A 20,052-nucleotide genomic window follows, 5' to 3' on the forward strand; every position below is an offset into this window, starting at 1 on the left:
ATCGGACTACCGTGCCAGCATGACTACACAGCTCGATCGCGGGAGCGATCCCGCCCCGTCCATGCTCCGGTGCGAGCTGCGCGACTCCAACCTCTATCCGAGCCTTGTCCTCGCGCTGCGGGATATGCGTGAAGCCAACGGACGCGATCTTGTGACAGGGGCAGGCGACGGCAATAGGTCGTGGATCGGCTTGAGCCTGGCGATGACCGTGTTGGACACACTGTCCGGCTCTGGCCCGGTCGGCAATCGGTGGGCGCGCCTGCTCACTTCTCACGGCGTCCCGAAGGAGGACGCAGAGATCATCTACAAACTGCGCTGCTCCCTTTTGCATGGATACGGCGTGCCGAAACCCACTGCGGTCAACGGCCGGTCGGTGCTGCTCACCCCCGATACGACGGCCTTCGCCGTCGACACTGGCACCCCCGACAAAGCTCTGGTCAGTGTGCCGGTCTTCTGCGGGCGGCTGGTCGAGCGCATCGCTGCTGCGGCACCGCAGAACTGGGACACCAGCCTGATCAACACCGACGTTCAACTCTGAGGCTGTAGCGGCGCACTCATCCACCATCATCGGGCGGCTCCTCGGGGACATCTCGGGGGTAGCAACCTCTGGCTCACGCGATGTCGTCACCGTCGGGCCCGTCCTGCACGCCCGTGCGGCTCGCCAGGGACACCACGACAGGCTCCGGCTCCCGCAGCAGCACGCGCAGGATCAGCGGCCAGTCGGCGGGCCAGAAACCGTGCGCCTCACGGCCGGCCTGCCGGTGGACGTCGACCTGCGGGAGCGGCTTGCGACGGCCCGTACGCAGCCACACCAGGATGATCCGCGGGCCGCGGGTGAGGATGAGCGACGCCTCGTGCTGGCGGAGGTTCGTGCGGTCCTGGACGAACACGGTGAAGCCGCGCTTGCGGGCCTCCGTGGCGACGCGTTCCATCCACTGGAGTTGTGCGAGTTGGAGTTGCATGGTGCTCCTGAGCTGGGGGTTCGATGTACTCGCGCGCGCCCATTTCGCGAGGGGCGGCGGAACCGGATGCGACGGGGGTCTCAGGGGGGATCTCTGGGTGGTTCGTCGCTGTCGTCACTGCGGCCCCACGGAGCGCACGCACACGCACGTCTGTAAGACGACGTGCGTGCGTGCGCGCCTCCGCATGGGGTTGGCGCACGGCGCGCATACGGGGCGCATGCGGGATATGCGCGCTGGTCAGGCTGCATTTGTGGCTTCTCTTGGGGAGAGGGCGAGCCACAGCGCGCCGGTACCGGGGAGCGTGGTGTCGTCGGCGAGCTTCCGCTCGGCCAGTTGGCGAAGGGCGTCCTGGATAGTGCGGGCCTTGAGCGGGCCTTTGCCGTCCTTGCTCTCGGCGAGGCGGTCGCCGATTCCCTTGACGGAGACAGGGTGCGAGGTGGCCCTGAGCACGTCGAGCACGCGGACCGCGGCGGGACGGAGGCCAACCAGTTCGGGCGGGGTCTGGTCGTCCTCGGTCGTGTCGTCGTCGACCTGCTCGATGCTGTAGTGCATGGGGCTGTTGAGGTCTTCGGGGTCCTCGGCGTAGACGCGGCGGACGATGGTCGTCTCGGTCTCGGGGATCTCGTCGCCCTTGAACATCCACTTCAGGCGGACAGTGGTCTCCTGCGTGTCCTTGTCCGTGCGGGAGTTGAGCACGGCCACGGAGATCAGGAAGCGGCCCCATGCGCCGGGGCCGACGCCGCTGGACCGGTTGTGTCCGTTGCCCTCGCCGGTCTTGTTCCAGTGGTGGGAGATCAGCAGGCTCGCGCCGACGGACTGCACGATGTGCTGGATGCTGCCCAACAGGACGCCCATGGCGTACAAGTCAGCGCCGTTCGCGCCACCCGCGGCGAGGTACAGGGGGTCGATGATGACCAGCTTGGGCCGGTAGTGCTCCACCGCCTGGCGGACGTAGTGGCGGTGCTGCGCGTCGCCCAGTTGCGGGGCGCGGAAGCACGCGATGATCGGTAGCGCGTCCGCCTGCTCCTTGGTGAGGCCCTTGGCCAGCGCAACGGCCCGGATGCGGCGCAGCATCTTGGAGTCGCTGCCCTCGCCGAGGAAGACCAGGACCGGACCAGGGTCTCCGGCCGGGAAGATGCCGAGCCAGTCGAGCCCTCCGGCGCAAGAGACGGAAGCGTCGAGGATGCCCCAGGTCTTGCCGGCCTTGTCCTGCGCGGACATGACGCCGTAGTCGCCAGAGACGATGACGGGCTTGAACAGCCACGGCCGCGGGGGGCGGCTATCGACGTCGGCGGCGATGTCGGCCAGGACGCGGAAGACCAAGTCCGGCTCGCGCAGGGGCTCGTCGTCTTCCGGCGTCGCCTCCGTGCCCCCTTCACCGCCGGTCGGCACGAGGTCTTCGGAGCCGAGGCCGGCGGCGAGGTGGTCAGAGATGTCCTTGCCCTTGGCGGGCTCCAGGACGCGTACAGGGATGCCTGCCTTCTCCACCGAGGCTGCGACAGCCTCGGCGTGCTTCCTTCCGGGCTCGTCGCGGTCCGCGATGACGACGACCTCGGAGGCGCCATGCAGGGCCTGCACGTAGTCGTCGCGCCACTTCCCGGCGCCTCCAACGTTGCACGTGGCGGTGACGCCAGCGTTGACGAGGTTGTCGGCGTCCTTCTCGCCTTCCACCACGAAAACGATGCCGCCGACCTTCGCCTGCTCGATCACCTCGGGCAGGCGGTACAGGACACGTCGGATGCCGGACACCTTCGGCGTGCCGTCTGCGGCGAACTGACGGAACGTCTTGCGCTCACCGTCGTAGCCAGGCTCCAGCCGCTTCACGGTGAGCAGCAGTTCGCCGTGCTCGTCGACGTACGGGTACTGCGCGACGACCTGCGGGCGCTCGCGCTTCTCCAAGGGCTCGTCGAAGAGGTCGCCCATGGTGAGGCCGAGCCCGCCGATGACGTCCTGCGGGTCGCAACCGGCGTGGCAGTTGAGCACCACGCCGTTGCCGTCCTTGCGCTGCCCGATGGACAGGGACGGGGCCCGGTCCTCGTGGGCCGGGCATTGTGCTGAGCTTCCGCGCACGTTGCACCCGTGGCGCTCAAGGGCTTCGGTAACGCGGTCAAGTGCACTCACGTACGTGGCTCCATTGCATCTGCCGTCGCTCTTTGGATCACGCGGGCGATGGCGTCGAGTCCGAAGATCACGCCCATGTCGACGTAGCCGCCCTCGCTGCGGTCAGCGGTGCCGGTCACGGTGATTGACCCGCAGTGCGCGAGGCCGAGGCCGATCCATCGGGCGGTGTCGGTCGTCATGACGTGGGCCGAGCCGCAGTCGATGACGACGTGCGCTCCGGGCGGGAAAGGGCGGTAGTACTCGCTGAGGAATCCGGACTGGAGGACGCCGTCCCGGATCTCAAGTTGGAGTCGGTGCTCGGCGCGTACGACCGGGCCCCGCCCGGCGACTGCCAGGCGGGGACGGCCGTAGCCGGTGCGGGAGGTCACGCGCGGGCCTCGTTGATGGTCTTGATCCGGGCGTCCTCCGCCGCGCGGTCCAGGCGAGCAATCTCCGGGTCACCCTCGAAGTCGCCGGCCGCGGTCTCCTCTGCCAGCGCGACGAGGGCCTCCAGCTTGGGCAGGAAGTCGTCACGCATCGCTTCCAGGACCTCGCGGGCCTTGGCCGGGGTGATGGACCCGGTGGTGATCCCGTAGCTCAGCCAGATCTCTGTCTGGCGGCCGTACGCCTGCGGCCGGTAGTCGGTCACCACCATCTCTGCGGCGAGGAACGGCGTCTTCGAGTTCTCGGCGGCGGTGCGCTGGTCGTCGATGTCCCGCTGCTCGGTCTCGACCGGGGCGGTCCGCCAGCCGCCGAGTCCGTAGTCGAGGACGGGGGTGCGCTGGGCTGCGGTGAGGGGCTGCTCGGGGTCGACGTGCTCGCGGGCGCCGTCGTCGGCCAGCAGCTCGGACACGCGCGGGTGTTGCTCGGCGATGTACCGGTCCGCGGACTCCTCGGCGGCCTTCGAGGTCTGCGCGACCGCGTCCGCGACGAGGAGGGGGTGCGGGCGGCCGGTAGGCGCGAGCGCGGCGGCCGCGATGGCGGGCCTACTGGCGGTCTGTCGGCTGAGGGTCGTACGCTTCACGTGAAGCTCCTTTCGACGGCGGCGCATACGGGTTCTCGGCCCGCGCCGCCGTTCGGCTGTTCTGGACTGGATGGCGGGTGCTTCCGGCCCCCGGATCACAGGCGTTGGCGCGCCTGCTGGGGGCCGTTCTCATGCGGCTTCGAGCAGCCGCACGAGGGATGCGGTTACGACGCGCTTGGCGCCGTAGTCGAGGACCCTCACAGGTGCCTCGCCGCGTTTGACGAGCGCGTACATCTGGCTTCGGGAGATTCCGAGGGCGAGCGCGGCCCGGGTCAGGTCGACCGTGGCGGGCCACTCGCGGACTTCATCGAGCGTCGGCGGCGTCATCAGGCAGCCCTCTCGGTTGCGTGATCAGTCTTCAAGTTCGATGTCTGGTTCATTACGCAGACGATCTGATGCCAGAGTGCACGAGGTGGATTGCCGAGTCAAGCTGCGGACGAAACTCGAATTCCGCGCGTTGTGAATACGCACGTGATGTGCCAAGCTCGGGACATGGCAGATGAGTCCGAAGCGCCTCCCACGGTGGGGAAGGTCGTGGGGGAGAACCTCAAGGCTCTCCGACAGGAGAGGCGCGTCACCCAGGGGGCCTTGGCCTCCGAACTCGCTCGGTCCGGTCTCAACTGGAAACGCACGCAAATCTCTGACCTGGAGAGCGAGCGGCGCGAGACCGTAGACATCGGAGCCCTTGTCGTGCTCGGAAACGCCCTTGGGGTGAAGCTGCGAGACTTCTTCGCCGGAGACGGCGATGTGATGCTCACCCCGCGCTCTGAATATCCGCAGTCTTGGGCGAAGGCCACCCGCGCCGAGCTCCGGGCGTGGCTATCTGCCGAGGACTCCGAGCTGATCGTGATGGGCAGCGAGAGCGTTCGGGCAGCGCTTGAGCACTTCCGGTGGCAGGGGCGAAGCATCCCTGTTGAGGCGGACGTTGCCTTTGCTGACCGCTACGGCGTCGAGGTCCTTGATGTGGTGAAGGCTTCTGAGCAGATGTGGAACGCCAGCCTCACGGAGGAGCGCGACCGACGCGTTGCTGCCCTTGGTGATCTTCCCGTTGGCGAGCGACAGGCCAAGCAGGGCCACATCACGCGCCAGTTGACGGCTGCTCTGGTGAAGTTGATGCGCGCGGACGGCATCGTCAACGACGAGGTGTGACCGGTCGCGGGGGGAGTCATGGCAGAAATCAAGAAGATCACGCTTCAGAGCGGCAAGATTCGCTACCGCGCCGTGGTCGACGCCGGCCACGACGAGAACGGCAAGCGGGTCCAGATCACCATCACGCGTGACACCAAGACCGAGGTCAAAGCCGAGCGCAGCCGGATCCAGCACCAACGCTCATCCGGAAGCCTCATCCTCCCCAACAAAATCACCGTGGGGGAGTGGCTTGACCAGTGGCTGGAGTACAAGAAGCGGGACGTCGAAGAGACGACGATCCGCACCTACCGGCTCGCCCTGGTCCACGTCCGCGACCGCATCGGGCACGTCCGGCTCCAAGAGCTCACCGAGGACCAGGTGCAGGACTGCATCGACGACATCGTGACCAAGGGGCGACGCAGGGGCGGCGAGGCAGGCACGCGGCTCGCCGTGTCGACCGCCGAGGGCGTCCTTACCCGGCTCCGGGAAGCGCTGAAGCGCGCGGCCGTACGCAAGTTGATCCCGGAGAGCCCCGCGCAGTTCGTGCGCGTCAGCCTCGCAGACAAGAAGACCGACAAGCGGGAGCGGCCCAAGGTCAAGCCGTGGACCGCGGTTGAGGTAAAGCTGTTCATCGCGGGCATCGAGCGCGACCGCCTGTACGCCCCGCTGCTGCTCAGCCTGATGGGGCTCCGGCCGGCTGAGGTCGTGGGCATCCGCTGGACGGACGTCGACCTGAAACTGGCCACGCTGGAGACCGCCAACACCCGCACGATGATCGGCAACGCGAAGGTGCTGGAGAAGGACACCAAGACCGAGGCGGGGGAACGCGTCCTCCCGCTGCCCGGTCCGGTGCTGGAGGCCTTGAAGAAGTTCCGCTCCGTCCAGGCCCGCGAGCGCCTGGCCGTGGGGGAGGGCTATACCGACTCCGGGTACGTCGTCGTCGACCAGCTCGGGGTGGCGCGCAACACGCGGCACCTGCGCGAGCACGCCTACCGGCTCATGAGTGAGCTGGATATGCGGCGGGTGCGGCTGTACGACGCGCGGCACTCCTGTCTGTCGTACCTCGCGGTGAACGGCGTCCCTGATGTCGTCCTCGCCGCGTGGGCCGGGCATACGAACGCGAGCTTCACCAAGCGGAAGTACGTCACGGTCGACGTCGAGGACATGAGGGCCGCGGCGACCACTTGGGACAGCTTCCACGGGGGTGATCGAAAAGCCCCTGTGTGAGAAATTGTGAGAAATGATCTCTCAGGAGGTCATGCAAATAGCCTCTGACCTGCAGATATCTGATACGACGTAGAACAGTGTACGGATTCTACTGGCGATTCCTGCAGGCCAGCGCCGCGGGGTTCTTCGTCGGAACCTACGAGGCCGGGGCGGAGCCGTCCGCGATCTCGGCCAGGATGTCGGCGTGGCACAGCTCGGGGGCGCACCAGCAGGCCAGGGTCTTGCCTCGTAGTGCGGGCACCTGGGCGAGCAGGTCGGGGCGTTCGAGCAGGTACGCCCGGTACTTGTCCATGATCTCGGCGCGGGTGCCGTCGCGCTTCTTGGTGGGGGTGTCGTAGGCGAACGGGTTGTACAGCGGGTGCTGGGGGAGGTCCCAGTGGCCCATGGTCCAGCGGCGGCCGACGTAGACGAGGTCCGCGGGGGCGTTCTCGAGCCGAGGGCCGAAGTCGTGGATACGGCCCTTGAGATTGATGACGGTGGCGGTCACGCACGGCTCCGTTCGGCCAGTTGGGATCCCGAGAGGTGCCCCCGATGATCCGGCGCCGCGGCGGCCTACGCCAGCGGACCCTTGTACGGCCGCAGCTCGGGCCGTTTCGCCGGGAGTCCGTCGCCCGACGAGCGTCCCGTCAGCCGGCGTCCGATCCAGGGCAGCAGGTGCTGCCTGGCGAAGCGGGCGTCGGTGGTGCGGCGGGAGATCCAGCCGGGCGAGGCCGTGGGCGGCATCGGGGTCTGCCAGTCCGTGTCCTCGGGGTCGTACCCGAGCGTCTGCCACACCGCCTCGGCGACGCGGCGGTGCCCCTCACCCGTCAGGTGCAGCCGGTCGAAGTCCCACATGCGGGGGTCGCCGAGCGAGGGCGCTCCGTACAGGTCGACCACGAGCGCGCCGTGCCGCTTCGCGAGGTCGTCGATGTGGGTGAAGAGCTCCTCCACGCGGGGCCGGAACCGCTCGAAAACCGGACCGTTGCGGCCCGGGCTGCGCATCAGGACGAGTTGCTCGCAAGCGGGGGCCAGACGCTCGACGGCCTCCTCCAGGAGCCCGCGGACGCGCCCCATGTCGACCTTGGGACGCAGCGTGTCGTTGAGCCCGCCGACCAGCGTGATCACGTCGGGCGCCATCGCGGCCGCCACGTCCACCTGCTCATCGACGATCTGGCCGATCAGCTTCCCGCGCACCGCGAGGTTGGCGTACCGGAACCCGGGCGTCCGTGCGGCCATCCGGGCCGCGAGGAGGTCGGCCCAGCCCCGGTAGGAGCCGTCGGGCAACAGGTCCGACATGCCCTCGGTGAAGGAGTCGCCGATCGCGACAAGACTGGTGTAAGTGGCATTCGTCTGCATGGCGAAAAAGATGTTAACCCGCCCACGTACCCATCGGTAGCTTGGGCTGTCGGATCAGGCGAGTGTCCCGGTCCCTGTCACCGCGGACTCACCCTCACACCGGCTGCCCGAACAGTTCCCGAAGCACGTCCTCCATCGTCACCAGACCGGCGAGCCGGCCGTCGCTGCCCAGTACGGCCGCCAGGTGGGTGCGACTGCGCCGCATCGCCGTGAGCACGTCGTCCAGCGGGGTGCTCTCGCGGACGCGTGCGATGGGCCGCATGTCCCGCACCTGGAACGGAAGGTCGCGCGGAGTCACGTCCAGCGCGTCCTTGACGTGCAGATAGCCGACGATGCGGCGCCCCTCGTCCACGACGGGGAAGCGTGAGAAGCCGGTTTCGGCGGACAGCTGCTCCAGCCGCTCGGGAGTGACGCCCACGCGCGCGTAGACCACGCTTTCCAGCGGGAGGACGACATCGCGGACGGGCCGGCGGCCCAGCTCCAGGGCGTCGTGCAGCCGCTCCTGGGCGCGGGCGTCGATGAGTCCCGCGGCACTGGAGTCCTTGACGAGGCGGGCCAGTTCGTCGTCCGTGAAGGTCGCAGCGACCTCGTTCTTCACATCGACCCTGAGGAGCTTGAGCAGCGCGTTCGCGAAGGCGTTGATCGTGAAGATCACCGGGCGCAGTGCCCGGGAGAGGCCCACAAGGGGCGGGCCGAGCAGCAGCGCGGTGCGCACCGGCTCCGCGAGCGCGATGTTCTTCGGCACCATCTCGCCGAGCAGCATGTGCAGATACGTCGCCAGCGCGAGCGCGATCACGAACGAGACCGCGTGGCCCGCGCTCTCCGGCACCCCCACCGCGTGGAACACCGGCTCCAGAAGGTGCGCGATCGCGGGCTCGGCCACGATGCCGAGGACGAGTGTGCACAGGGTGATGCCCAGCTGCGCTGCCGCAAGGAGCGCGGACACATGTTCCAACCCCCACAGCACGCTGCGCGCCCGCCGGTCGCCCTCCTCGGCGTGCGGTTCGATCTGGCTGCGGCGCACCGAGATCAGCGCGAACTCGGCGCCCACGAAGAAGGCGTTCACGACGAGCGTCGCGAGGCCGATCAGCAGTTGTACGACGGTCATCGTTCCCCCTCCTTCTCCTCGGTGCGCGGCGCGTGCAGCAGTACGCGCGCGGCGCGCCGTCCCGAGGCGTCCGCCACGTCCAGCCGCCAGCCGACGACCTCGACGCTGTCCCCGGGGGCCGGAATGCGGCCCAGTTCGGTCGCGACGAGGCCCGCGAGGGTCTCGTACGGTCCGTCGGGCACCCTGAGCCCGACCCGTGCCAGCTGGTCGGTGCGGACGGACCCCTCGGCCGAGTACAGCGCGCGGCCGTCGTCGTCCGTGCCGGCCGGAGCCAGGTCGGAGGTCTCGTGCGGGTCGTGCTCGTCGCGTACCTCGCCGACGACCTCCTCGACGATGTCCTCCAGCGTGGCGACCCCGGCGGTGCCGCCGTACTCGTCGATGACCACGGCCATCGTGCGCTTGCCGGCCAGCCGGTCGAGCAGCCGGTCCACGGTCAGCGACTCCGGTACGAACAGCGGTTCACGCATGATCTGGGAGACGGGGGTGCGGGCCCGGTGTTCCGCGGCCACGGCCAGTACGTCCTTGATGTGCACGACGGCGACCACCGAGTCGAGATTGCCGCGGTAGACGGGGAACCGGGACAGGCCGGTCGCCCGGGTCGCGTTCGCCACGTCCTCGCAGGTCGCCTGCAGGTCAAGGGCCATGACCTGGACGCGCGGGGTCATCACGTTCTCCGCGGTCAGGTCGGCGAGGTTGAGCGTGCGCACGAACAGCTCGGCGGTGTCCGCCTCCAGGGCACCCTCCTTGGCGGAGTGCCGGGCGAGGGCCACCAGCTCCTGGGGTCCGCGCGCGGAGGCCAGCTCCTCGGCGGGTTCGAGGCCGAAGCGTCGTACGACACGGTTCGCCATGTTGTTGAGATGCGTGATGAACGGACCGAACGCGGCGCTGAACCAGCGCTGCGGAGTCGCCACCCGTTTGGCCACCGCCAGCGGCGAGGAGATCGCCCAGTTCTTGGGCACCAGCTCGCCGACGACCATCAGGAAGACCGTCGACAGGCCGGTGCCGATGACCAGCGCGACCGAGTGGGACGCGGAAGCGGAGACGCCGGCCGACTCGAGCGGGCCCGCGATCAGCTTGGCGATGGACGCCTCGGAGAGCATGCCGACCACCAGGTTGGTGACGGTGATGCCGAGCTGGGCGCCGGACAGCTGGAAGGTCAGATTCCGTACGGCCTTCAGGGCGCCGGCGGCGCCGACCTCGCCGCGTTCGACGGCCCGCTCCAGCTCGCTGCGCTCGACCGTGGTCAGCGAGAACTCCGCCGCGACGAACGCGCCACAGGCCAGGGAGAGCAGAATCGCCACCAGGAGGAGGAGCACTTCGGTCATCGGGTCACCTCCGTCCCATGATCGGCCAGGGCCGGGGGGATCGCGCGATGTCGGCCGACGCGGTGAGGACCACGGCGTCGGCGTCGGGGAGGCTCGCCCATGGGCGGACGCTCACGCACCTTTCGGAGGGCCAGCTGATCAGGCCATGGTAAAGGGTCGGTAAAGCGAGCTCAGCCGCCGAGAGGCTTCACCCAACGGCGCCAGTGTTCCTCGGGTGCGTACCCCGCCGCCCGCCACGCATGTTGAGCGGTCTCGTTCCGCTGGAGCACCATTGCGTCCCCGCGGCGCCCCCCGAGCCGTACGAACCTCTCCTCGGCGGCCGCCAGCAAGGCCGAGCCGATCCCCAGCCGCCGCCGCTCGGGATGCACCGCGAGCCGGTACAGATGGCACCGCCAGCCGTCGAAGCCGGCGATCACCGTGCCGACCACTTCGCCGTCGCGCTCGGCCAGGATCAGCGCCTCGGGGTCGCGGGCGACCAGCCGCTCCACGCCGTCGCGGTCGTCGCTGATGCTCGTCCCCTCGGCGGCCACCTTCCAGAAGGCCAGCACGGTGTCGAGGTCGTCGGCCGTCGCGGCCCGTATCCGCAGTTCAGTCATGCCGCGATCTCATCACGCACAGCTGTGGCACCTCGCGGAATTCCATTATCCGGACGGCGCTTTCACTCCCCGCGCAGCGCCTCGATCACCTCTCCGAACGCCTCCATGTACGGCTCCAGGACGGTCATGTACGAGAAGCCGTACCGCTCGCGCTGTGCCCGCACCTGCGCGGTGATCTGCTCCACCGTGCCGACCAGCACGATGGGAAGGGCCAGGACCTGTTCCAGCGTCAGACGGGGCACGCGGGAGTGCAGTGCCCGCACCGCGGCCTCGCGGTCGTCGGTGACGGCGACGATCTGGATGAGCACATTCAGCTCGGCGGGTTCCTTCCGGTCCACCGCCAGGCGCTGGTACGCCGCCACCCGCTCGTCCAGCTCCTCCGCCGTTAGCGGGTCCAGCTTTCCCGTCGTACTGTCGGGCACCAACCGCACCCCCGAGAAGGCCGCGATGTCGGCGTGCCCGGCGGTGAGCCGCAGCATCCGGTCGCCGTTGCCTCCGATCAGCAGCGGAACCCGGGAGCCGGGGAGGCCGGCCGAGTCGAGCAGCCGCTCCAACTCCTCGACCGTGCGCTCGAGATGGTCCACCCGCTCACGCGGGGAGCCGAAGGGAAGGCCCGCGGTGTCGTGCTCCGCCTGTATGTAGCCGGTGCCGAGGCCGAGTTCGAGGCGGCCGCCCGTCAGCGCGTCCGTGGTGGCCACCTCGCGGGCCAGCAGCGTGGGATTCCAGAAGCCCGCGTTGAGCACGAACGTGCCGAGGCGGAGCCGTTCGGTCGCCTCGGCCGCGGCCACCAGGGCCGGGAACGGCGCGGGCATGCCGAGGTGGTCGGGGACCAGGATCACGTCGTAGCCGAGCCGTTCGGCCCTGCGGCACTTTTCGCGCCACTCGTCGGCGGGTGCGGGGCTCATCATGCTGACGCCGAAACGGAAGGGACGCGGCATGAACTCTCCTCAGCCATGGGTGACTTGACGGGAGTAGATCACTCGTGCGCGATCGCCGCCAGGACATTCATGCGGGAGGCACGCAACGCCGGCAGCAGTGCCGCCACGATGCCCACGAGTGCCGCACCGACCACGACCGCGATGAGCGTCGTCCACGGAACGGCGAACGCCTTCATGCCCTGAAGCGCGAGCACCTGCTGCACACAGACACCCCAGATCAGGCCGAGCGCCAGACCGAGGACCGCACCGAACACGGCGATCACCACCGACTCGAGGCGGATCATCCGGCGCAGCTGACGCCGGGAGAGCCCGATGGCGCGCAGCAGTCCGATCTCGCGGGTGCGCTCGACGACCGACAGGGCAAGGGTGTTGACCACGCCGAGCACCGCGATGACGATCGCGAGTCCGAGCAGCGCGTACACGAGGTAGAGCAGCACGGCGATCTGATCGTGGACCAGTTTCTTGTAGTCGGCCAGGTCGCGCACCTGCACCTGCGGATAGGGCTCGAGCGTCTTGTCCAGGTTCGAGCGGAGCGTGTCGGGGCTGGTGCCCGAGGCCGCGTTCACGTACAGCGCGGAGTCCTGACCGCCCGGCACGTACTTCTCGATCGTGGCGAAGCCGAAGAACAGCCCGCCCTGCATCCCGAACCCGTCGGAGCCGTCCTGGTCGGTGAGCGCCCCCACCGTCAGCTCGGTGTTCCGTCCGGCGGGGAACTCGACGGGGATCGTGCTGCCGACGGTTACGTCATGATCCTTCGCGAAGCCCGCATCCATGGCGATCTTCCCGTCGCCGAGCGCCGCCGCACTGTCCCCCTGCGTGTACGTGACGTGGGCGACGTCGTCGAGTTGCGGGTCGTAGGCCGTGGCGGTCGTCTCGATCCTCTTGCCGTCCGGCAGCCGCACCGCGACCGGCGAGAACCGCTGGCGGACCACGAGCCCGGTGCCCTCGGTTTGGCGCACCTTGTCGGTGACCTCCTGCGAGAACGGCACGAAGTTGCTGTTCTGGATGACGAAGTCGGCGCCCAGCGTCTTGTCGATCTGCTCGTCGAAGGACTTGGACATGGACGCGCTCGCCACGGACATCCCGCCGACCAGGGCGAGCCCCACCATCAGGGCGGCCGCGGTGGCGCCCGTGCGGCGCGGATTGCGCAGGGCGTTGCGCTGGCTCATCCGGCCGACCGAGCCGAACAGGGCGGGGAAGGCCCCGCCGAGGACCCGGATCACCGGCCGCACCAGCAGCGGACCCGCGATGACTGTGGCGATGAGCGTCAGGACGATGCCAAGTCCCAGCAGGGAGGCGGACGATGAGGTGCTCGACGAGGCGGCGCAGCCCGCGAGCGCGGCGGCACCGGCCGCCCCGACGACCGAGCCGACGATCGCGCGCACCCGCAACGGCCGTCCCACACCGGCGACTTCGGCGTCCGCGAGGGCCGCCATGGGGGAGACGCCCGAAGCGCGCCGCGCCGGGAGATACGCCGCCACGAACGTGACGCCGACCCCGACGACGTACGCCGAGACGGGAGTCGCCACACCGATCACCATCTCGGTGGACTTGAGGTTCATGCCGAACACGCCCATGAGCTCGATCAGCCCCGCCGCCAGCCCGATTCCCACCGCCAGGCCCACGGTCGATCCGACGAGGCCCAGCAGCAGCGCCTCGGTCAGCACCGACCGGCGCACCTGACGCCGGTCGGCGCCGAGGGCGCGCAACAGGCCCAGTTCGCGGGTGCGTTGGGCGATGAGCATCGAGAAGGTGTTGACGATCAGGAAGACGCCGACGAGTACGGCGATTCCGGCGAAGCCGAGCATGACGTACTTGATGATGTCCAGGAATCCGCCGAGTTGGGCGGCGGCGTCCTCTGCCTGTTCGTCGGCAGTCTTCAAGTCGTAGGTGGTCGTGCCGAGTTCGGCGGCGATGCGCTGCTTCAGTACGTCGTCGGTGACACCGGGGGTCGCGTTCACCGAGATGCTGGTGGCGGCCTCGGGCGACCCGAGCAGCTGGTCCGGCGCGGTCCGGCTGTCGAGGAACACCAGCGCGGCACCGGGGTTGGTGGTGGTGAAGGTGGCGATGCCGACGATCTTCACCTTGAACGTGCCCGGCTGTGCGAGCACGGTCAGGGTGTCGCCGATGCCCACGTCCTTGCTCTTGGCGGTGTCCGCGTCGAGCAGCGCCTCGCTGGCCCCTTCCGGCGCGTGGCCGGAGGTCAGCTTCACGGGGCTGCGGTCGGTGAGGTACCAGTCGGTGGCGATGGTGGGCGCGCCCGTGGTCGGCCCGACCGACTCGTTCTCGCTGTCGACGACCGTGATGTTCTCGACGGACGCGTCCGCGTGGGTGGACTCGACCCCGTCGATCCCCGCGATACGGGTGGCCAGCGAGGCCGGCACGGTCTCGGCGGCTCCGGACGGGATCTGCGAGTTGAGATCGTCCTTGGGGCCCACCGTCACATCGGCGGAGGTGGACGCGAAGAGCCGGTCGAAGGTGCGGGTGACCGTGTCCGAGAAGATGAGGCTGCCCGCGACGAACGCCACGGACAGCACGACGGCCAGCGCCGACAGGAGCAGCCGCCCCTTGTGCGCGAGAAAACTCCGCAGTGTCGCCTTGAGCACGACCGCCTCAGTCCTTGTCGAGGGTTACGTCGCGGGAGTCGCCGTCGGTGCTTACGGCACGGACCTCGCCGTCAGGGGTTGTGGCACGAGCGTCGCCGTCCGGGGCTTTGGCACCAGCGTCGACGTCAGGGGTTGCGGCACCGTCGAAACCGGGGGCCTGCTGGTGTCCGTGTCCCCCCGTGAAGCGGCGCATCCGCTCCAGCACCGCGTCCGCCGTCGGCCGCTCCATCTCGTCCACGATCCGCCCGTCCCCGAGGAAGAGCACCAGGTCGGAGTGGGCGGCGGCGCTCGGATCGTGCGTGACCATGACGACGGTCTGGCCCAGTTCGTCGACCGCCTCGCGCAGGAAGCCGAGGACTTCGAGCCCCGCGCGGGAGTCGAGGTTGCCGGTCGGCTCGTCCGCGAAGATCAGCTCGGGTCGGGAGGCGAGCGCCCGGGCGCAGGCCACGCGCTGCTGCTGCCCGCCCGACAGCTGGGAGGGGCGGTGCTTGAGCCGGTCCCGCAGACCGAGCGTGTCGATGACCTGGTCCAGCCACTTCTGGTCGGGCTTCTGGCCTGCGATGTCCATGGGCAGGGTGATGTTCTCGGCCGCGTTCAGCGTCGGGATCAGGTTGAACGACTGGAACATGAAGCCGATCCGGTCACGCCGCAGCCGGGTCAGCTCGCGGTCCTTCAGCCCGGTGATCTCGGTGTCGCCGAGCCACACCTGTCCGGCCGAAACGGTGTCGAGTCCCGCCAGGCAGTGCATGAGCGTGGATTTCCCGGAGCCCGAGGGACCCATGACCGCGGTGAAGCGGCCACGCGAGATGTCGACATCGACCGAGTCGAGGGCCAGCACGGCCGTCTCGCCCGATCCGTACGCCTTGGTCAGGCCGCGGGCGCGAGCGGCCGTCCCCTCGGCCTCCGCCCGGCCGACGACGTGCTCCGCAGCAGGTGTGGACAAGGCCGCCTCCTCAGTGATGGACGTCCCGACTCCCTTGTCGCGGCCGAGCCTAGTGTGATCCCGGGCACACTCGGTATCCCCCCGAGGTGCCAGGCCCTCTCCGCCCCAGGTCGTGCCCCTGATTCCCGTGTAAGGGGCAATCTCCACCCTCAGGCGCACGGATGCCCCCTTGCCGGTGCTAGCGGTTCGGCGCTAGCTTCGAGGTATGGCGAAGACTCAGCTGAACGTGCGGGTGGACGAGGGCACGGCCCGGGCCGCCCGCGAAAAAGCCCTGGAGCGAGGGATGAGCGTGAACCGCTACATCGAAGAGCTGGTCAGACAGGACACCGGGGAAGTCGGCCACACCTTCGTCGACGCCGCCGCCGATTTCATGAAGCAGTACGAGAGCGTCTTCGCCGAGGAATTCGGTTCGGACCGAGAAGGCGCGCGCGAAGGTCGTCGTTGATCCCTTGAGCAGTCTCAGAGTCGACCTTGCCTGGCTCCTCATGATCGCCGAACAGAAGACGCCCGGAGACCCCCAGATCACCGACTGGGGAGCCCTCGTCGCCGCCGTGAGCCGGCACGAGGCAGAGATATTCGGCATTCCCGTATACGACAGCCCGCACGCCCGCGCCGCCGCGCTGCTCCAGCTCCTCCTGCACGTACCGGCACTCGAACGCTCCAACGCGATGTTCGCCTCGGCCGTCGCGTACGGCTATCTCGTCGCCAGCGGCCTCAAGGTCGTCACCTCGCCCGAGCAGGTACGCGAACTCGCCCGCCTGGTGAAGGCCGGTGACGCGACCGTCCACGACATCACGCAGGAGCTGCGCCAGTGGAGCCTATGAGGCTTCGTTCTCCCTGACGGCGGGGCGGCGGGCGGTGCCGAGGACGCAGTACGAGGTGGGCAGCCGCGGCCCCTTCTCGGGCATCAACATGCGCCTGTACGGGCCCAGTTCGAACCCGGCGTCCCGCAGCGCGGCGATCGGGTCGCGGGCCAGATGGCAGCCGCCGTTGAGCCGCGGCCACACCGTGCGGTCCAGGCCGCGCTGGGTGTACGTCATCGCGCGCCCGCCGCCCGTGCCGTGCTCGAAGAACCGCAGGGTGCCCCCGGGCCGCAGTACGCGCCGCAGTTCGGCCAGGGCTCGCGGCGCGTCGCGCACACTGCACAGCACCAGCGAGACCACCGCCCCGTCGAAGGCCTCGCTCTTGACCGGCAGTGCCTCCGCCGCGCCCGGCACCACGTCGACGGGCACCTCGGAGCGCAGGGCCGCCTCGACCGCCAACTGCCGCAGCAGCCGCTCGGGTTCGATGGCGACGACCTCGGAGACGGTGCTCGGATAGTGCGCGAAGTTCAGTCCGTTGCCCGCGCCGATCTCGATGACCCGCCCCGAAAGCCCGGCGAGCAGCCGGTCGCGTACGCCGCCCATGCCCATCCTGGTCTCGGCGGCCACGCTGATACGGGCGTAGTAGCGGGCGAAGAGGGGATGGTGCACGGTGTCCCGCGACACCTTGCCGGAGCTGGCGGAACGGAGCGGCATGACGGACCTCCCGGGAGGACGGGCCTTACCGCGATTGTCCCCCGTACGGGTCCGTCGCACCCCCGCTGCGTGGTCCCGGTCGCGCCGGGGCCACACAGCGGGCTCCGGCGGTCAGGCGATGAAGTCGCGCACCTGGGTGTAGACGCCGTAGTCGTTGTTCATGTCGGTGTGTGAGACGCAGCCGACCTCGACGTTCGTGGCACCACTGAGGATCGCGGTGGTGTCCGGGGTGAGGAGGTCGTCGCAGTTGGACCAGTAGCTGGCGTAGGACACGCTGCCCGGTGTCTCGTCACCGGAGTTGAGGGACGTCAGGAACGAACTGCCGGTGTACATCTCCGCGCAGGAGGTGTAGAGCCAGGTGCACCAACTGGCGGTCGTGGTCCCGTGGTTCACCCCGGCGACCGACACGAAGTCGTCCACGTACGAGGTTCCCGAGAGGTTCTTGAGGTAGTAGCGCGAACTGAGCGGGCCCATGGAGTGGGCGACCAGGTCCACCTTGGACGCGCCGGTGGCCGAGAGCACGCTCTGGATCTTGGCGGAGAGCTGCTGGGCGGTGGTGGCGTTCGACTGGCTCCAGCTGTACGACCAGGCGTACAGCTCGGAAGAGGTGTAGCCGTCGGCCTTGAAGTCGGCGATCCAGTCGTCCCAGCTGCTCGCCGAACTGCTCAGCCCGTGCACGAAGATCACGGGGTTGTGGGTGGCGGCGTGAGCGGGAACCGCGGAGAGGGAGAGCGACAGAAGGAGCGCTGCGGCCACGGCGGAGAAGAACGTGGCGACGCGACGCATGCGGGGCTGCATGGTGCCTCCTGAGACGGGTGGGGTTTTCAGGAGTGTCAGCCGGGGTCTACGCGCGCCGCATCGGTGTAATCGCCGGTCTTTACTTGCCAGTTAACTCGCCAGTAACGTCATTCATGTGGTGACTCCGGTGAACCCCCCACCTATCCCGCCCGCTTCGCCACCGCCGCTCACACACGCGTGGCAGCGCGCCGACCCAGCACAGCCCGGACTTCCCCCACAGTCCGGGCTGGGCCTCTCGCTTTCCGAAGGCGTACGCGTACGGGTGCTGCGCGCCGCGCACGGCGACCGGCGCGCGGCCACGGAACTCGCCTCGGTACTGACCGAGCGTCAACTGACCGGCCTCGACCCGCTGCCGGCCCAGCCGCCCGTACTTCTACGCGCGTACCGCCAGGAAGTCCGCGCCCTGCCCGACAGCACCCGCTTCCTGCTGCTCCTCGCGGCGGCCGACCAGCACCCGGTGGCCACCCACGCCTACCTGCGCGCCGTCACCGCGGCCGGGATCGACACCCGGCCTCTCGACGCCGCCGAGGCGGCCGGGCTCGCCCATGCCACCGCCGACGGGATCGTCTTCCGGGACCCGTGGACCCGGATCGCCGCGTACGAGACGGTCCGCCCGTCGGACCGGCGCGAGGTCCACCAGCTCCTTGCGCGCGTCCTGCGCGGTGAGGGTGAGGAGCCGCGCCGCGCCTGGCACCACGGCGCCGCCGCGCTCGGCCCCAGCCGCAGGCTGGCGGCGCGGCTCCGAGTGGCCGCGGACCGGGCACGCGACACGGGCGAACACGCCCTCGCCTGCGCCCTCGTGGAACGCGCCGCCGCACTCGCACCCGACCCGCACGACCGCGCACTCCTGCTCGCCCGCGCCGCCACCGACGCCTGGCACTCCGGCGACACCGACCGCGCCCGCCGCCTCGCCGCGGCCACCCCCGACGACGCCCTCAGCGGCCTCCTGGCCCTGCGTGCGGGCAACGCCACCGACGCGTTCGACGCGCTGCTCACGGCGGCGGTTCGCTGCGCGGGGGGCGCGCGGGGTGCCGACGGCACGGTCGATCGCGGTGCCGGTGCCCGGGGCACTGCCGGTCCGGTCACCGTCGGTGAGTCGCAGGCGGCCTCGGCTCGCCCGGAGACCGGCGCCGCCGTCCACCTGCTCGCCCGCGTCACCGAAGCCGCCATCTACACCGGCGACCTGCGGCGGTGCCGGGAGGCGGCGGCGGTTGCCGACCGGCTCGGGATTGTGCCGCCCGGCACGCTGGGCGGGCTGGCCGCCGCCTTCGAGGGGCGCTACGAGGATGCGCGGGACGTGCTCGAGGCGGCGGCCGGGCGGTGCGGACCCGGTGGCGACCCCACTCTCCTCATCCACGCCGGGATCGCGGCGCTGATGCTCGGCGACCACACGCGAGCGGCCTCCGCCACCGTGCGGGCCGCCGCCTCGGCCCGCGCCAGGGGCGAGACCGTGACCGTGCCGCAGGCGATGGAGTTCAGGGTGTACGCCGAGTTCTGGACCGGCCGCACCCGAGCCGCGGAGGCCGACACCCTCGACGCCCTGCGCCAGGCGTACGCCACAGGGCAGGACAACGGGGCCTGCCATCTCCAGGCCGCCCTGGCCATGTTCGCCGCCCTCACCGGTGACGAGGAGGTGTGCCTCGAGCGCGCCGAGGCCGCCCGTACCTACGCCCTGGCCCGCGGGCTCGGACTCCCCGCCGCGCTGGCCCTGTTTGCGCTCGCCTTCCTGGACCTCGGCGCCGGCCGCTTCGCCGCCTCCGCGGCCCGGCTGCGTGCCCTGGCCGGATTCGGCCCCGGGCACGGGCACCGCGCCATCCGCCACCTCGCCACCCCGCTCTACGTCGAGGCGGCCGTCCGCAGTGGCGACACCCGCGTCGCCCGGGCCGCCCACGCCGACTACGACCGCTGGGCGCGCACGATCCGCAGCGCCGACGATCTGGCCCTCAGCGCCCGCTGCCACGCCCTCCTCGCCTCCGGCCCCGAAGCCGTCGAGCACTACCGCACCGCCCTGGACCTGCACGCCTCCGGCACCCGTGACTTCGAACGCGCCCGCACGGAGCTGCTGTTCGGCGGTGCGCTACGGCGGTTGCGGCGCCGCACGGAAGCGCGTGACCGGCTGCACAGTGCGCTCGAAGCGTTCGAGCACTTCGGGTCGCCGAAGTGCGCTGCGCAAGCTCGTGCCGAGCTCCGCGTCCTGGGGGAACCTGCCTCACCCGCGCGGGGAGTCGACGATCTCGCCGCTCGCCTCACCGCTCAGCAGTTGATGGTGGCCCGCATGGCTGCGGAGGGGGCCACCAACCGGGAGATCGCGGCTCGGCTGCTGCTCAGCCCGCGCACGATCGATCACCATCTGCGCGGTGTCTTCGCCCGGTTGGGCATCCGGTCGCGGATCGAGCTGGTGCGGATGCTGGGGGAGGGGTGACTGGTGTGGTTCGTTGGCTGCGG

General features: G+C 69.8%; 21 protein-coding genes. 6 read left to right on the forward strand and 15 right to left on the reverse strand.

Annotated features, from left to right (window positions below; translation table 11 throughout):
* Positions 1–19 precede the first annotated feature (19 nt).
* On the forward strand, positions 20–538 hold the full coding sequence (locus tag OG266_RS39515; protein ID WP_371551705.1) for a hypothetical protein: 519 nt from the start codon (positions 20–22) through the stop codon (positions 536–538).
* Between the two features lie 73 nt (positions 539–611).
* Here the strand turns inward: OG266_RS39515 and OG266_RS39520 are convergent, their stop codons facing one another.
* The 5 genes from OG266_RS39520 to OG266_RS39540 all read right to left on the reverse strand — a co-directional run bounded on the left by OG266_RS39520 (position 612) and on the right by OG266_RS39540 (position 4,413).
* Entirely contained in the window at positions 612–962 is a 351-nt protein-coding gene (locus tag OG266_RS39520; protein ID WP_371551707.1) for a hypothetical protein, read from the reverse strand.
* A gap of 237 nt (positions 963–1,199) precedes the next feature.
* Entirely contained in the window at positions 1,200–3,083 is a 1,884-nt protein-coding gene (locus tag OG266_RS39525) for an AAA family ATPase (protein ID WP_371551709.1), read from the reverse strand.
* The gene (locus OG266_RS39530; RefSeq protein ID WP_371551711.1) at positions 3,080–3,451 is read right to left on the reverse strand and encodes a hypothetical protein; all 372 of its coding nucleotides are present in this window, start codon (positions 3,449–3,451) and stop codon (positions 3,080–3,082) included. The genes OG266_RS39525 and OG266_RS39530 overlap by 4 nt, the downstream gene beginning before the upstream one ends.
* Positions 3,448–4,086, reverse strand: a complete 639-nt coding sequence (locus tag OG266_RS39535; protein ID WP_371551712.1) for a hypothetical protein — start codon at positions 4,084–4,086, stop codon at positions 3,448–3,450. Before OG266_RS39535 ends, OG266_RS39530 begins: the two co-directional genes overlap by 4 nt.
* 129 nt (positions 4,087–4,215) lie before the next feature.
* Positions 4,216–4,413: a DNA-binding protein gene (locus OG266_RS39540; RefSeq protein WP_371551714.1), complete on the reverse strand. Its 198-nt coding sequence runs from the start codon at positions 4,411–4,413 to the stop codon at positions 4,216–4,218.
* A 165-nt stretch (positions 4,414–4,578) separates the two neighbouring features.
* Between OG266_RS39540 and OG266_RS39545 the strand changes: the two genes are divergently transcribed.
* The gene (locus OG266_RS39545; RefSeq protein WP_371551716.1) at positions 4,579–5,235 is read left to right on the forward strand and encodes a helix-turn-helix domain-containing protein; all 657 of its coding nucleotides are present in this window, start codon (positions 4,579–4,581) and stop codon (positions 5,233–5,235) included.
* Positions 5,236–5,253: 18 nt separating this feature from the next.
* Positions 5,254–6,441 carry a tyrosine-type recombinase/integrase gene (locus tag OG266_RS39550; RefSeq protein ID WP_371551718.1) on the forward strand — a complete coding sequence of 396 codons (1,188 nt, stop codon included), beginning with the start codon at positions 5,254–5,256 and terminating at the stop codon, positions 6,439–6,441.
* A 136-nt stretch (positions 6,442–6,577) separates the two neighbouring features.
* Here the strand turns inward: OG266_RS39550 and OG266_RS39555 are convergent, their stop codons facing one another.
* The 8 genes from OG266_RS39555 to OG266_RS39590 form a co-directional block, all read right to left on the reverse strand.
* Positions 6,578–6,928 carry a DUF4326 domain-containing protein gene (locus OG266_RS39555; RefSeq protein ID WP_266824292.1) on the reverse strand — a complete coding sequence of 117 codons (351 nt, stop codon included), beginning with the start codon at positions 6,926–6,928 and terminating at the stop codon, positions 6,578–6,580.
* A 65-nt stretch (positions 6,929–6,993) separates the two neighbouring features.
* Positions 6,994–7,776, reverse strand: a complete 783-nt coding sequence (locus tag OG266_RS39560) for an SGNH/GDSL hydrolase family protein (RefSeq protein WP_371551721.1) — start codon at positions 7,774–7,776, stop codon at positions 6,994–6,996.
* 94 nt (positions 7,777–7,870) lie between these two features.
* Positions 7,871–8,884, reverse strand: a complete 1,014-nt coding sequence (locus OG266_RS39565) for a hemolysin family protein (RefSeq protein WP_371551723.1) — start codon at positions 8,882–8,884, stop codon at positions 7,871–7,873.
* Positions 8,881–10,209: a hemolysin family protein gene (locus OG266_RS39570; RefSeq protein WP_371551725.1), complete on the reverse strand. Its 1,329-nt coding sequence runs from the start codon at positions 10,207–10,209 to the stop codon at positions 8,881–8,883. The genes OG266_RS39565 and OG266_RS39570 overlap by 4 nt, the downstream gene beginning before the upstream one ends.
* A gap of 170 nt (positions 10,210–10,379) precedes the next feature.
* Positions 10,380–10,805, reverse strand: a complete 426-nt coding sequence (locus OG266_RS39575) for a GNAT family N-acetyltransferase (RefSeq protein WP_371551727.1) — start codon at positions 10,803–10,805, stop codon at positions 10,380–10,382.
* Positions 10,806–10,867: 62 nt separating this feature from the next.
* Positions 10,868–11,743, reverse strand: a complete 876-nt coding sequence (locus OG266_RS39580) for an LLM class F420-dependent oxidoreductase (protein ID WP_371551729.1) — start codon at positions 11,741–11,743, stop codon at positions 10,868–10,870.
* Between the two features lie 38 nt (positions 11,744–11,781).
* A complete protein-coding gene (locus OG266_RS39585) occupies positions 11,782–14,349 on the reverse strand; it encodes an ABC transporter permease (protein ID WP_371551731.1) in 2,568 nt (855 codons plus the stop codon).
* Positions 14,350–14,356: 7 nt separating this feature from the next.
* Positions 14,357–15,292, reverse strand: coding sequence for an ABC transporter ATP-binding protein (locus tag OG266_RS39590; protein ID WP_371551733.1), 936 nt, complete (start codon positions 15,290–15,292; stop codon positions 14,357–14,359).
* A 205-nt stretch (positions 15,293–15,497) separates the two neighbouring features.
* Between OG266_RS39590 and OG266_RS39595 the strand changes: the two genes are divergently transcribed.
* Both OG266_RS39595 and OG266_RS39600 read left to right on the forward strand, forming a co-directional pair.
* Complete coding sequence (locus OG266_RS39595) at positions 15,498–15,737, forward strand: toxin-antitoxin system HicB family antitoxin (protein ID WP_266468403.1); 240 nt, start codon at positions 15,498–15,500, stop codon at positions 15,735–15,737.
* 4 nt (positions 15,738–15,741) lie between these two features.
* On the forward strand, positions 15,742–16,116 hold the full coding sequence (locus OG266_RS39600; protein ID WP_266468406.1) for a fic family toxin-antitoxin system, toxin component: 375 nt from the start codon (positions 15,742–15,744) through the stop codon (positions 16,114–16,116).
* Here OG266_RS39600 and OG266_RS39605 read toward each other — a convergent pair.
* Positions 16,111–16,809, reverse strand: coding sequence for a class I SAM-dependent methyltransferase (locus OG266_RS39605; protein ID WP_371551736.1), 699 nt, complete (start codon positions 16,807–16,809; stop codon positions 16,111–16,113). The genes OG266_RS39600 and OG266_RS39605 overlap by 6 nt on opposite strands.
* A 111-nt stretch (positions 16,810–16,920) precedes the next feature.
* Positions 16,921–17,607 carry a triacylglycerol lipase gene (locus OG266_RS39610; protein ID WP_266468411.1) on the reverse strand — a complete coding sequence of 229 codons (687 nt, stop codon included), beginning with the start codon at positions 17,605–17,607 and terminating at the stop codon, positions 16,921–16,923.
* Between the two features lie 118 nt (positions 17,608–17,725).
* Between OG266_RS39610 and OG266_RS39615 the strand changes: the two genes are divergently transcribed.
* Positions 17,726–20,029, forward strand: coding sequence for a LuxR C-terminal-related transcriptional regulator (locus OG266_RS39615; RefSeq protein WP_371553125.1), 2,304 nt, complete (start codon positions 17,726–17,728; stop codon positions 20,027–20,029).
* Positions 20,030–20,052 lie beyond the last annotated feature (23 nt).

The organism is Streptomyces sp. NBC_00554 (assembly GCF_041431135.1).
Lineage (GTDB): Bacteria > Actinomycetota > Actinomycetes > Streptomycetales > Streptomycetaceae > Streptomyces.

What these genes read in the sequence shown, in the direction of transcription:
- OG266_RS39545 (WP_371551716.1), top strand. Translation starts at nt 4,579, where the DNA reads ATGGCAGATGAGTCCGAAGCGCCTCCCACGGTGGGGAAGGTCGTGGGG.
- OG266_RS39560 (WP_371551721.1), bottom strand. Translation starts at nt 7,776, where the DNA reads ATGCAGACGAATGCCACTTACACCAGTCTTGTCGCGATCGGCGACTCC.
- OG266_RS39515 (WP_371551705.1), top strand. Translation starts at nt 20, where the DNA reads ATGACTACACAGCTCGATCGCGGGAGCGATCCCGCCCCGTCCATGCTC.
- OG266_RS39520 (WP_371551707.1), bottom strand. Translation starts at nt 962, where the DNA reads ATGCAACTCCAACTCGCACAACTCCAGTGGATGGAACGCGTCGCCACG.
- OG266_RS39605 (WP_371551736.1), bottom strand. Translation starts at nt 16,809, where the DNA reads ATGCCGCTCCGTTCCGCCAGCTCCGGCAAGGTGTCGCGGGACACCGTG.
- OG266_RS39595 (WP_266468403.1), top strand. Translation starts at nt 15,498, where the DNA reads ATGGCGAAGACTCAGCTGAACGTGCGGGTGGACGAGGGCACGGCCCGG.
- OG266_RS39570 (WP_371551725.1), bottom strand. Translation starts at nt 10,209, where the DNA reads ATGACCGAAGTGCTCCTCCTCCTGGTGGCGATTCTGCTCTCCCTGGCC.
- OG266_RS39550 (WP_371551718.1), top strand. Translation starts at nt 5,254, where the DNA reads ATGGCAGAAATCAAGAAGATCACGCTTCAGAGCGGCAAGATTCGCTAC.
- OG266_RS39540 (WP_371551714.1), bottom strand. Translation starts at nt 4,413, where the DNA reads ATGACGCCGCCGACGCTCGATGAAGTCCGCGAGTGGCCCGCCACGGTC.
- OG266_RS39565 (WP_371551723.1), bottom strand. Translation starts at nt 8,884, where the DNA reads ATGACCGTCGTACAACTGCTGATCGGCCTCGCGACGCTCGTCGTGAAC.
- OG266_RS39575 (WP_371551727.1), bottom strand. Translation starts at nt 10,805, where the DNA reads ATGACTGAACTGCGGATACGGGCCGCGACGGCCGACGACCTCGACACC.
- OG266_RS39610 (WP_266468411.1), bottom strand. Translation starts at nt 17,607, where the DNA reads ATGCAGCCCCGCATGCGTCGCGTCGCCACGTTCTTCTCCGCCGTGGCC.
- OG266_RS39580 (WP_371551729.1), bottom strand. Translation starts at nt 11,743, where the DNA reads ATGCCGCGTCCCTTCCGTTTCGGCGTCAGCATGATGAGCCCCGCACCC.